General features: G+C 64.6%; 12 protein-coding genes. 4 read left to right on the plus strand and 8 right to left on the minus strand.

All coding sequences use genetic code 11. The features are described 5' to 3' along the window. Positions 1 to 92: 92 nt before the first annotated feature. Genes CXY71_RS08310 through CXY71_RS08350 form a run of 8 tightly spaced genes read right to left on the minus strand, consistent with a single transcriptional unit; the run spans position 93 to position 8743 of the window. On the minus strand, positions 93 to 521 hold the full coding sequence (locus tag CXY71_RS08310; RefSeq protein WP_199184252.1) for a DUF4913 domain-containing protein: 429 nt from the start codon (positions 519 to 521) through the stop codon (positions 93 to 95). After that, positions 518 to 2266, minus strand: coding sequence for a type IV secretory system conjugative DNA transfer family protein (locus tag CXY71_RS08315; protein ID WP_104135171.1), 1749 nt, complete (start codon positions 2264 to 2266; stop codon positions 518 to 520). Before CXY71_RS08315 ends, CXY71_RS08310 begins: the two co-directional genes overlap by 4 nt. Beyond that, positions 2263 to 3915, minus strand: a complete 1653-nt coding sequence (locus CXY71_RS08320) for an ATP/GTP-binding protein (protein WP_233204555.1) — start codon at positions 3913 to 3915, stop codon at positions 2263 to 2265. The genes CXY71_RS08315 and CXY71_RS08320 overlap by 4 nt, the downstream gene beginning before the upstream one ends. Further along, positions 3915 to 5414: an SCO6880 family protein gene (locus CXY71_RS08325; protein ID WP_199184253.1), complete on the minus strand. Its 1500-nt coding sequence runs from the start codon at positions 5412 to 5414 to the stop codon at positions 3915 to 3917. The genes CXY71_RS08320 and CXY71_RS08325 overlap by 1 nt, the downstream gene beginning before the upstream one ends. 15 nt (positions 5415 to 5429) lie before the next feature. Continuing rightward, the gene (locus CXY71_RS21070; RefSeq protein WP_233204556.1) at positions 5430 to 7052 is read right to left on the minus strand and encodes a hypothetical protein; all 1623 of its coding nucleotides are present in this window, start codon (positions 7050 to 7052) and stop codon (positions 5430 to 5432) included. Position 7053: 1 nt separating this feature from the next. After that, a complete protein-coding gene (locus CXY71_RS08340) occupies positions 7054 to 7779 on the minus strand; it encodes a hypothetical protein (protein WP_104135173.1) in 726 nt (241 codons plus the stop codon). Between the two features lie 31 nt (positions 7780 to 7810). Continuing rightward, the gene (locus CXY71_RS08345) at positions 7811 to 8113 is read right to left on the minus strand and encodes a hypothetical protein (RefSeq protein ID WP_104135174.1); all 303 of its coding nucleotides are present in this window, start codon (positions 8111 to 8113) and stop codon (positions 7811 to 7813) included. Between the two features lie 9 nt (positions 8114 to 8122). Further along, complete coding sequence (locus CXY71_RS08350; RefSeq protein WP_104135175.1) at positions 8123 to 8743, minus strand: DUF6668 family protein; 621 nt, start codon at positions 8741 to 8743, stop codon at positions 8123 to 8125. A 165-nt stretch (positions 8744 to 8908) separates the two neighbouring features. On the opposite strand from CXY71_RS08350, the gene CXY71_RS21950 reads away from it, so the two are divergent. From CXY71_RS21950 to CXY71_RS08370, 4 genes are all read left to right on the plus strand, one after another. Next, a complete protein-coding gene (locus CXY71_RS21950; protein ID WP_146072779.1) occupies positions 8909 to 9187 on the plus strand; it encodes a helix-turn-helix domain-containing protein in 279 nt (92 codons plus the stop codon). Continuing rightward, positions 9184 to 10479 (plus strand): cobalamin biosynthesis protein CobQ, encoded by a 1296-nt coding sequence (locus CXY71_RS08360; RefSeq protein ID WP_104135177.1) that lies wholly within the window; start codon positions 9184 to 9186, stop codon positions 10477 to 10479. The genes CXY71_RS21950 and CXY71_RS08360 overlap by 4 nt, the downstream gene beginning before the upstream one ends. Then, complete coding sequence (locus CXY71_RS08365) at positions 10476 to 10988, plus strand: hypothetical protein (RefSeq protein ID WP_104135178.1); 513 nt, start codon at positions 10476 to 10478, stop codon at positions 10986 to 10988. Before CXY71_RS08360 ends, CXY71_RS08365 begins: the two co-directional genes overlap by 4 nt. A gap of 2 nt (positions 10989 to 10990) precedes the next feature. Further along, positions 10991 to 12085: M23 family metallopeptidase (locus tag CXY71_RS08370; protein WP_104135179.1), on the plus strand; the 1095-nt coding region annotated here is incomplete at its 3' end.

Here is a 12085-nt window from a genome sequence, read left to right on the forward strand (position 1 = left end):
GTGAAATATCCGACTGTAGCGGGTATTTTCGCTGAATGCAGGCGGTCAGCCGTGGTCATGGGGTTTGACCAGTATTGGAACGGTGGTCGGCGCTAGCCAGACCCCGTGTCGTGGTTTTCTCGCATATCGGGGAAGAAGTCTTCTGGTGGTGCGGTGTAGGGCAGCGATTCACCGGGTTTGTTCGTGTCTTCTGATTTTGCGAATGGTCCTTCGGTGCTCATCAGGATTGGCATGTGGTGGTCGGCGTGTTCGATCCACCAGGTGCTTGACCCGGTGGCACCGTCGAGTCTGAGGTGTTCCCAGGCGCGCCAGAGGGCGTCGATGCGGGCGAGAGCTTCCGGATATTCCCACCACTTCGCCGCCCATCGGAAGCTCGCGTTGCCGGGGCCGACGCGGCGGGAGTACATGTGCCGGAGTCGGTCGCGCATGAACTCGTCCGACGAGCCATAGAACAGCTGCGGAACGGCCTCCTCTGGAGCTTTTGTCTCGTCGTCGTCGCGGAGTGCGTCGAACTCGCTCACAGGTCGTCCTCCTGTTTCGGAGCTGCGTTCAACCAGGCGTGCGTGCCGCCGGCCGGTGTTGCCGGTACCGGGGACTCGTCGTTTGGCGCTGTGCGGCGTGATGGGTCGTGTGCGGCGATGGACGCGCGCACAGCGTCAGCCTGCGGGCCGCGCATCCAGGGCACTGTTTCGATCAATGTTGCGGGTGCGCCGGAGGCGAACACGACGGCGCGGCCGCGGGGCAGAGCTCCAAGGTCCGCGACGTCCAGGGTGCGTTCGCGCTGTACTTGGTGGGATGTTGATCGGTTTCCTCGGCCGACGCTGGTTGAGGTGGTGTGTTTGTCGTAGTCGCCGACCATTTGGGAGAGCTCATTCAGGAATTCTGGTTCTTTGACGCCCTGTGACCAGGATTGCAGGATGGTCATGAGGACGATTCCTCGTGAGCCGTAGTGGGAGTACAGGTCGGGGAGGCCGTGCCAGCGGCACACGTTGGCTGCTTCGTCCAGAACACCGAGTAAGGGTACGGTCAGGCGCCCGCCGGGCTGGGTTGTGGCGAGTTCTTCTGCGGCTTCGACGGTGGCTGCGGTGAGGGCGGTGACGAGGGGGCCGGCGGTTCCTTTGCCTTCTTTGGAGAGGCTGTAGAGGGTGTCACGGCTTTCTACGAAGGCGTGTGGGTCAAACTGTGGCCGGTAATCCTCGGTCAGGTTGCCGCCGAGGGGTGTCACCCACTGACCGATGGCGCGGACTTTCAGGCATGATGCCATTTGCGCGGCCGTCCCGTAGACGCTGTCGCGGCGTCGTGGTTCGCCGTTGACTTGGCCGTCGACGGCGTCGGCCATCTGGTCGTAGCCGTGAGCGCGCAGAATGTCGACCGGAGTCTCATCGCCGGGTGTTGTGGTCCAGGTGAAGACCTTGGTGATGGGTAGACCGGCTACGGCTGCGGCGAGGAGGAAGCCGGCCAGGAGGTCTTGGCCGGCGTTGTCGAAGTACGGGTCGGCGCGCGAGTCGCCGGCACGAGAACCGGTAGCGAAGTGCTCGGCGAGCTTGGCGGCCTTCACGTCGTCGGTGACGTAGCTGAGTGGGTTCCACCACCAGGTTGGTTCTTCGAGCGCGATGCGCTGCGGGTCGAACGCCCAGATGCGGCCGCCGCCGGCGGCTCGCACATCACGCGTGGCGTCGAGGACGTCTCGTTTGTTCGACGTGGTGAGGACGGCGCCTGGGGCGGACAGGATCGCTGGGATTGCACGGCTGGTGGATTTTCCGGTGCGGGGCCCCCAGATGTCGACGTGCATATCTTCGGCAGATCCGTAGAGCTTGTGCCTTCCGGCAACGGTGATGCCGATGGGGACGCCGAGCCAGTCGGTGACGCCGAGGCGCTGAGCGGTGGCCTTCGCTCCTGTGGCCGACAGGGCGCGAAGATCGCGCCCCTTACCCATGTAGGTTGCAGCTCCGTCGACGTTGCTTCGGCGCCGCCGGGCACGCGAGACCGATACGGCGACGAGAATGCTTAGGACGAGGACCGCGACGAGTGTGGCCGCGAGGATCCACGTCCCGGAGGCCGGCCAGATTACGGAGCCTCCCAGCACGCCGAAAAACAGCCCGAACGGGTCACCGGTCAAATCGGGGTTCACCCCGTCCAGCTGTGAGCCCCACGTAACGGCCACCCACACTGTGCCCAAGGCCACAGCCACGAGCGCGAGGCAGGCGATCAGCATGATCGTCTGCGCATCGAGGCCGTTCTGGTTTCGCCTATTCGATGCGCTCATGCCGCACTGTCCTCTTCGGCCATTGTGCGGTCGGCGTCGATGTCATGCCGGGCGTCGTCGGCGTTGCCCTGTCCACTGATGGGGTTGGACTCGTCGGGTTCGGGGAATGAGGATGCGGGGTGCCAGAGTTTGTTGGTGTCGTTGATGGCGCGTTCTGATTCGATGAGTTCGACCTTGACGGGGATGCCGGGGTGGCCGCCGACTTTGATGAGGAATTTGCCTCGGCCGGGAGGGTCGGATTCGCGTCCCAGCCCGGTGTCCCAGGTGCCGGGATCTTGCCAGGAGGTGAGGAGTTCCTGTTCGGCGCGGGAGAGTGGGACGGCGCTGGTGAGCATGGGCATTTCCGCGCCCGGTAGGCCGCCGGCGATGACCATGCCGGACCGTTCGACGAATCCGCGTGCTTTCATCCGGTCGGACTCGTTCGGGAGGGAGAGGAGGTCGCTCATCGTGTGCGAGATCATTGCGAGGCCCACGCCGCGTTGACGGTTGAGCCGGGTGAGGGCGTCGACCCGGTCGACCATGCCCGCGCCCGCGCGCAGTGCCCGCCAGAGCTCATCGAGAACGACCAGATAGTGACGGCGTGGCTCGAGGCCTGCGTCAGCGAGGGCGTTGGCGATGTTCACGGTGCCAAACCCCGCCGACCAGCAGGCCAGGAGAATTGCGGCCTGCATGTCGGTGTCGGAGTCATCGATCGAGGACACGTCGTAGACCACGGGGCGATCCCTCATCATGGGAACGTCGGTGGGATGGGCGAAGGTTTCGCCCAAACGTCCACCCGAGGTGAGGCTGATGAGTGAGGCCTCTAGCTCTTCTGTGATCTTCTTGTACCGTTCAAGGTCGCCGCGGTCCAGGGCTACCGCGCGCACTTCCGCGGGGGCTTCCTGAATCACACGCAGCAAGTCGCCGAGCACCGGGACTCCCTCATTGCGTTCGTCGAGGACGGTGAGGGCGCGGTCGATGATGGCTTCCTCGCGAGCGGACGGTGGGTCTTTGCGGAGGATCGTCAGGAGGGCGGACACCATCGTTTGCCGGCGGCCGTGAGCGTCGGCGAGGACCATTTGGCGTTCCTTCTCTTTACCGGCGAGGCGTAGCCGTTCGGCGGCGGCGGTGGCTTCGCCGGGATCGAGGATGTTGAGGTGCCCGCGGCCACGGCCGAGGGTGATGACTTGCCCGCCGAGAGCGCGGATCATGTCGACGTAGTCGGGTTTGAGATCGCCGAGCACCAGCGGTAGGTTTCCGAATCCTGCTCCGCCGGCGGCCATCCGTCGGATGAGCGTTGACTTACCCAGGCCCGGCAGGCCCAGCACAAACACCGAGGGGTTCGAGATGAGGCCGGCGTCTTGGAACCAGGAAATGGGGTCGGCGCAGACGGTCGCCCCGGTGAAAAGTTGGAGGCCGATCGGTACGCCGATCATCGGGGTTCCTGTTCCAACCGAGAAGGGGTGCAGGCCGCACACCTGCACGGTCGTTCCGCGCCACTCATCGGCCGGCTGGATGACGGTGGACTCACCGCGACCGCGCCCCAACCAGCCCCGGGGACCGGGGCGACGGACCTGGGGCTTTTTCTCCTTGTCGGCCTTCGTCTGCGTGGCTGTGGCTAGCTCGCGCGGCTTGGATAGTTTGCGTCGGTTGGAATCGATGGCGGGCATTAGAGCTGCTCCCTAACCTCAGACGGAATGCGTACATGTTTCGGTAGGACCAGGCCGAGTGGAAGTGCGGCCGCGAACGCGGAATCCTGAGAACCGTGCGCGATGCGCAGTCGCAGCCGTGCGGTAGCGGAGAGGTTGTCGATTGCGGCCTTCGCGTCGGCTTCGTGGGCGGCGCCGGTCACCGTGGCGGTGACGAGCATCCCGAAATTGACCAGGCCAGCGCCCGAGGCTTCCTCTTGCGCCGTGGCCAGAGCCGCGCGTGTCGCGGTCATGCTCCGTGCTGTGGGCTTATTTGCGGACTGCACATTGAACGTCGAGGCGCGCACGTCTGCCTCGACGATCGCCGCAGCCTTGGCCGCATCAATCGGCCGGTAGAGCAGTGTGACGCGTTTTCGCGCGACGTCCCGGTGTGGCGCCAGCAGGCGAGCCAGGATGCTTGAGGGGACGTTGCCGCGCGGGGCGCCGCTCATCATCCACGTCACCGACAGAGCCGAATCGTGTCGGTAGGTGTCCCAGCTCGCCTGGTGGGCTGTCGGGCCGACCTCGGGCCAGTAGAGCTCGGGCGGCTCACCGGCCGCGTTCGCGTCGTCGATGAGTCGTGCTGCAGCCGGGTCGTAGGCGACGCGGACCACTTCGCAGAGTTCTTGGGCGCTCACGGGGCGTGTTGCTCCCGCGCCGGTCGAGGAGAGGCTTTGCGTGAGGCCGGGCAGGCGCGAGGCCAGCTCGCGGCCCATTTCATCGGGGGTGCGCTTTTTCCCTCCGACGCGGGCAGCGGCGTTGAAGGTGATGGCGACATAGGCCTTGATCGTCGCGGAACCGGCCGGGTACTGCCGCACCAGGTCGTGCAGGATGCTCGTGGCAAATTCCGGGGCGGCTGGATCAATCCGACTGTTCACTTCGCGGCGGAGCCGCGTGCCCGTGTCGGGCGCTGTTTCAATCGTCACGGATACGGCTTCGATGCCGGGTTCGTCGCCGAGGCTGGCGAGCCACATGCCCCATTCGGCAACCCACACGTCGACCTGTTCGCGGTCGACGAGCGCGGCGCCGTCGGGCTCCGTCTCGATGACGACGGTATAGTCCGCAGTAGTGGGCACCTGCAATAGTGCGAACGGGCGGTTGTAGCTATCGCGCCACTCCGTCAGCCTGGAGCCCGCAGCCAGGCCGGGCAGTTGTGCTGTGCCCCACTCGGCCCGGCCGAGCGGCCCCGACCGGTAGATGTGCGTCCCCGTGCTTGTGGTCACCATCCACCCGACCCGGGTGGTGGCCCGCATCAGCAGGCTTTGACCGTGCTTGTCTTTCACTGCAACCGTCAGAAGGAACATCCCGAACACGAGCGCCGTGACGGCGCCGTTCAGAATGTTTGAGGCCATCGTCACGATGACGCTGAAACCGGCCCCCACGAACAAAATCGCCGTGCCGATTGACCCCAAGCCCAGAAGACCAGCGGTCTTCGGTTTTGTCCAGTTGCCGTAGCTGCGCGGTGCGCTGTTCGTTGTCATCGAGGAATCTCCTGCTTAGGAACCGCTAGGTCCGGTTGAGTCATCGGCCGCCGACTGCACAGCACCCTTCGCGGCGTTGGCCGCGCCCTTGGCTGCTGCGCCCGCCATCTGTGCGCCCATCACAATGGGTGCAGCGGGCCCGGCTGCTGCTGCTGCCCCACCGGCCGCGGCACCGCCCCCAGCTGCCGCGCCCCCAGCTGCTGCGCCACCGCCGGCTGCCCCGGCTCCTGCACCAGCTGAAGAGCTGCCCCCCGCACCAGAGGGCGTCGGGGTGGGAGCCGAGGGCTTGCCGCCGCCGGGCGTGCTTGAACCGGTCGGAGCATCGCTGCTGCTACCTCCACCTCCGCCGTTGCCGCCGGTGGGGGTCGACGACGAGCTACTCATCCGTTTGATTGCTCCGCTGGCTAGGTCGCCGCCGATCGCGCCTGCTGCGCCAGCCATCGCCATGCCCGCGGTGCCACCGCCGGCGACAGCACCGGTCATGGGAGCGACGAATTTGAGGAGAGCGGGCAAGGCGATGAGGGCCATGAGCATCAGCGCGAGACCGGTGAGGATCGTCCAAATGCCTCCGCCGTCATCTTTGAAAGCGTCCGTGCCGGTGAGGCTGAACGCCGCTGCATAGATGAGCGCCGCTGCGGGCTTGTAGAGAATGAAGGCGATCGTCCAGCCGACCACCTTCCCAAACCACTGCTTACCCATTTGCGTGTTCGTGAAGCTCGCCGTCAGCGGCAATACGCCGGCCAGGATGACCAGCAGCCCACCGCGAACGACCATGAGTGCAACCTGGACGTAGGTCATCAGAAGAGCGATCGAGCCCAGGATGAGGATCCCGATGAGTCCGATCGGTGAGCTGGCTGTTACTGCCACCAGTGCGGCGACGTTCGTTCCAAAGCAGTTGGATTCTCCGGCCGCGGACACATCACAGTCCGTAGCTCCGTTGAGGATCCAGATCGAGAACGCATCGGCAGCAGTGGTGGCGAGGGTGATGATTGCAAGCCCGGTCCCCGAAACCACAATGAGCGTAATAAGAGACTGGATGAGATCCTTGCCCGGCTGTGCACGCTGTTCCCACGCCATTCGAATCCCGCCGATGATCACGGAGAGGATCGCTAGGCCGCCGACGTAGTACCAGAGCGAGTTTTGTAAGAACCCGACGGTCGTCGATGATCCTTCGGGGGCATTCGCGCCCAGGAGCCCGCCGATGAGAGCGGACGCGCCCGAGATGAGCAAGGTCGCTATGAAGATGACCCCGAGGGTGCCCACATGACGGAAACCCTCACCACGACGGCTCCGAAGAGCGATGGTCGCGCCAAGAGCGATGATCGACAACACCGCAAGCGTGAGCCCAATGAAGGTCACGTATCCAAGAATGGTGGTGAAGGAATCTGACCCCGGAGGCGCCGTTAGCGTCTCAGTCGTACCCGCACCGGCCGTGAGAACGGGTGTTGGCACAGCAACCCACATCGTCCCAACACTCGCCAGAGCCTTCCCAAATCCCTCCAAAACACTGTTCGCCAACTCCTGAACGGCATCATTCGACGCATTCGCAACGAAGTCGCCGACGCCCTGCTGGGCGCAGTCAGCGGCGTTCAGAATGGCGTTGACTGGGTTTGAGCAATCAATATCCGTTACGGCCATGCTAGACACCGGACCAAGGAATGTATCCGCCAAGATTGGACAACGGGCCAGGCGCAATGGGTGCCCCAGTTTCCGTTACGACGACCTTCCAATCGCCACCTTCCCAGCGGACCACTGTTGGATAACTCACGAGGGATCCGCCCTCTGAGGTAATCGTGTAGGCAACGTCGATTGTGGCCTCGGCGGCTGAGTAGTTGTTCACCTTGAAACCAGCAACTTGAAGGCGAGTGTTGCCTGAAGACGTTGTCTGCTCGCCGGCGGCTTTAACAGCGTCTTTGGCCGGTCCATTAGCTAGCAATTCCCACATCCGGGATGAGTTTCGCGAGTCGGTGCTGGCGGCTACGGCATTCACTGCCGCGAAGAGGGCTCCTTCCGCCGTATGTGCGAAGCACGTTCGAAATTGACCCGCGGTGGTGCCCGGTCCCGCGCCCTCCGGATCGGTAGGTGCGGCGACAGAACCCACGAGTTCCCATTCGTTGGGTGGTGCCAGCGTCAGCGAACTCTTCGTCTCCAGCCCTGAGAGGCCGCACACGCTCTTGTCTGCGGCGTCGCCGTTGGGGGCCGTCGACGTGGGGTTGCTCGTTGGTTGGGTGATGTTATCGCCCGTGTCGCGGGTCAGCGATGTGACGAGGACGATGATCGCGGCGAGGAGGATGATCCCGACGATGATTGCGGCGGCGATGAATCCCGGTCGTGAGAGTGGGTTTCTTGGTGCGGTGTTCGTCATGCGTTGCTCCTTCGCGCGATTGATACCAGTGTTAGGAGCCGGAGATGAATCCGACAAGTGCCGTTGCTGCTCCGATGATCATGACGCCGACGAGGATGCTGACGAATGTTTTGACGTGTTCGCCGCCTTCGCCGCGTCGGGAGTTGAACATGAACATCACGGCGACGGCGATCAGTGCCAGGATCGCGGCGATCAAGCCCACCCATTTGGCCCAGGCAAGGATGGTGCTCACGGCTTCAAAGCCGGGTGGGGCCAGCGGCTCCGGGTCGGGAAGCGCGGTGAGGAGCTGACCGACCGTGGTGAGGGCGTGGGCGGCTGCGAGGGAGAGGGACATTGAGACCTTTCAGGTGTGGGCGGGGGCGCGAGTCGGGGTGAGGGAGAGGTCGGTGAAGAGTGCACGGAATTCTTTGGGCAGCAAAGCGGTAGTGTCTGGGGGTCCGAGGCGCCAGGCGTTGACCCAGGGCAGGTTCCAGACACGGGGGACGCCGCCGGCGATGATGTGCTCGAGGTGGCGCAGCTGCTTGGGTCGACGTCCGGGGGCGTCAGCGACAAGTACCAGGCCGGCGAGTTGTATTGCGTCGCCTAACGTGTTCGCTGCCCACTCTGTGGCGGCGTGTTGCGCCGTGAGTAGGCCGGCGTAGTTCGTCCTGGCCACCAGGACGACGCGATGCGTTGTTCCGGCGGTGGTGGGAATGGGCCAGGCGTGATCGCACGGCCGCGTGCCGGCTGTGAGGGCGGCGAGGGTGGACTCCCCCGCGCCGCCGTGGACGCCAAGCCACCAGATCGTCGCTGGCCATGCTGCGTCCCGTCGCGGCAGCCGGTCAATTGTGTCGGGAACGGGGATGCCGGGTTGCGGCGCGGTCGCGCCGTGACGCTCGTCCCGTCGCGTGGGAACGGGCGCGGCTGTGTCGGGTTCGTTGGATGAGTTAGGGCCGATGAGCCACCGATTTGCACTCGTGCTCATACGGATTCCCCTCTGTCCTGATTCATGCTCATTCGTGTCACTCACATAGACTCGTGTTCTACCCCGCGTTAAGGGTTCTCAGCGTCCTGTATTCATATTACCTATGTGATACGTACTTATACGTTTATGCACTCATCTGCCTTATGTGTCGGTTACGCTCGGAGGGTGGACGAGACACCAGCGCTGATGATGTGGCCCGACTCGATGTTGCGCCGTTACGGCGACATGTTGAGCGTGGCTGACGTCTCCTGCGTGCTGAGGTTGGAGCGGCGTAACGTTCGCTGTTTGCTCACCAGCACCGATGCGACGACCAGACTGCCGGGTGTGAAGATCGGTACGAGCTGGCGGATTGCCCGCGATCAGTTGCGCGCGTACCTGATTGGGCATCACAACGACGACTGTGCACTCCGTTCAGAGGACGACGAGAGAGGCTCCACGTCATGATCGAGACCGTTCCCATATTTCCCAGGATTGAGGCCACCGTTGCAGCCGATGCGACGGGAACCGTCGCGATCAACGGTGTGATGCAGTCGGTGGTCGGCGCGGATGAACAGGCGGTGCGGGCGGAAATTCTTACCCTCGTCACGGTGACGGCTACCAACATGGGCCGCCCCGTCCGGTTGAATACCCGGGACCGGCTCGGGGAACAGTTACTTGCTGTCTACCCTGACGGCCGCGTGGAAGCGCTCTCTGACCTCGATGCTTCGGCAGCGCTAGTCACGTCGACTCCCGTCGTCGCTCAGCAGGCGTCGGCCGCAAAGCCTGACCCGGAGAGAGCTCAGCGCTTAGAAGAGCCCGCCGCCCGATTGACCCTCAACGACTTTCTGCAATCTCGGCCAGCCGCGGTGGCCGGCCCGGCCATGATGGGCTGGCAGGGCACTGTGCGTCGGCTGACGGGCGGCCTCGTCTCGGTTGGGCCCGGCGAGCCGGAGCTCACGCACCGGAGCGCGATTGATCGGGTCCAGCAAAGCCTGCGCGGACCTCGAACGGTCGTCGTCATCAACCCCAAGGGTGGCGCTCATAAGACCACTGCGACGTTGCTGCTGGCGGCGACGTTTGGCACCTACCGTGGCGGGTACACGCTGGCGTGGGACAACAACGAAACCCGGGGGACGCTGGGATGGCGGGCCCAGCCCGCCCGCCACAGCAACACAGCTGTTGACCTACTCCGCGACCTTGAACGCTTCAACGACCTCCGCAGTGCCCGGGTCGGGGACCTCGACAACTATGTGCGTTCACAGGGCTCCACCCAGTTCGACGTGCTCGCCTCCGACGAAGACGCCGCGGCATCATCAACGATCAACGGTCAGGCGTTCAACGAGCTGCACACCACCCTGAGCCGGTTCTACCGGGTCATCGTCGTGGACACCGGCAACAACATGCGCGCCTCCAACTGGGAAGCCGCCCTCGACGCCGCCGATCAGCTCGTCATCGTCTCGACAATTCGTGAGGACACTGCAGCCAGCGCCGCCTGGCTTGTCGACGGGCTGTATGAAAAGGGCCACGAAGAGAAGGTGCGTAACGCCGTCACCGTTCTCGCCTCCCCCTCGAAGGTGGCCGATGCGCAGCTGAACCGCCGGTTGCATGGCCACTTTGCGTCCCTGACTCGCACGGTGCTCGACGTACCCCACGACCCCGCACTGGTCGACGGGGGAACACTGAGCTACGACGCTCTGGCCCCGGCGACGCGTGAAGCATGGCTGCAAGTCACCGCAGCCGTCGCAGACGGCCTGTGACACGCGCCCTGGTCGCCGTGGTGTACCTCACTGCTGCCCTCGCTCTGACGGGATGTGTCGGCGCCACAGCGTCGCCGACCGTGGCTCCAACAATGAGCTCCCCCAGTGCGCCGTCGATGCCGTCCGGAACCGGAGTGCCAGGCGCGCCCACCGATGACGCGAGCGTGCTGCCCGTGCCGGAAGCGGGAACAGACAGCCGCGCCGACGCGAGCACCACAGCGGAGAAGGTCGTGACGACGTTTGGGCAGCCGACACTTGATGCCACGACGTGGATGAACAACCTGTACCCGCTCCTGACCCAGACGGGCGCGGCAGCCTATGAGGGCACTGATCCGGCGCAGGTCCCCGTGCACCAGGTCACCGGTACGGGCACCATTCTGGACGGATCCACCGAGGTCGCCTTGATCGTTCAGGTTCCCACCGACGCGGGCCTCTACACCGTCAGCTTGAGCCGCCCCGGCGCGTCCGCGCCCTGGCTTGCTGATCGAATCCGACCTGCACAGGGATAACGGTGACCAACGAAAAAGGGAAAAGCGCGCTGATTGTCATTGGCGCGCCCGTCGCTCTCCTCGGGACGCTTTTCCTGCTGATCATCCTCGTGTTCTCCGGCACGGCCGCGACCGCCGCATGCACTGGGCCGGCCGGGACAGTCGACCCCGAGACGGTGCCGACCGATCCCATAGCCGGCTACTCCGGCGAGCAGCTGACAAACGCCGCGCACATCATGAACGCAGCCAGTGCTCTCACACTGGAGCGCACTGCCCAAGTCCTCGGGGTGATGACCGCCATGGGAGAAAGCTCACTCGTGAACGTCGGCTACGGCGACGATCTGACTGGTGTCACCAACCCGGACGGCTCCCCCACCAGCTCACTGGGCTTATTCCAGCAGCAATGGAGCCTGGGCTCCTGGGGAACCCGCGACGAGGTGATGGACCCCACCCACGCCGCGACGGCGTTCTTCGAGCGTCTGGTCGGCGTCGACGACTGGCAGCGCCTTGAGCCTACCCTCGCCATCCACAAAGTGCAGGGCAACGCCGACCCGTTCCACTACGAAAGCTTCTTCGGCGCAGCCGACCAAATCGTGACCGCACTCGCCGGCGACAGTGACGGTGCCGCCGGTGGTGGTTGCGCCAGTGGCGCCGTTGCTCTGCCGCTGAGCGTTGGTTTCAATATGACCGACGACTACGGCCCCCGGGAGAGCCCTGTTGCGGGGGCGAGCAGTTGGCATCCCGCCTCCGATCTGCAGCATTACCCAAACCCCTGCGGTGACCAGATCTACGCGATCACCGGTGGAACCGTCACTCTCATTGCCGGCTACCAGGTCTCGATAAAATCCTCGGACGGCTACACCGTCTCCTACCTGCACATGAAACTCTCCGACGTGTCCGTCAAGGTCGGAGACGCCGTCACGCCCGGCCAGCCGATCGCGCTCGTCGGCAACGAGGGGCCCTCCACCGGGTGCCACCTTGACCTTCGCATCAACACAGCGGGCAGCACGAACGAATCCATCAATGCCCTCCAAGCAGGGGAAGATCTCGGCGGCCCCCCTGCGTCTTCCGGATTTGTGAATCCGGAGGAATACTTCACCCTGTTCGGCATGGAATTG

Source organism: Cryobacterium sp. Y62, assembly GCF_002929785.1.
Taxonomy (GTDB): Bacteria; Actinomycetota; Actinomycetes; order Actinomycetales; family Microbacteriaceae; genus Cryobacterium.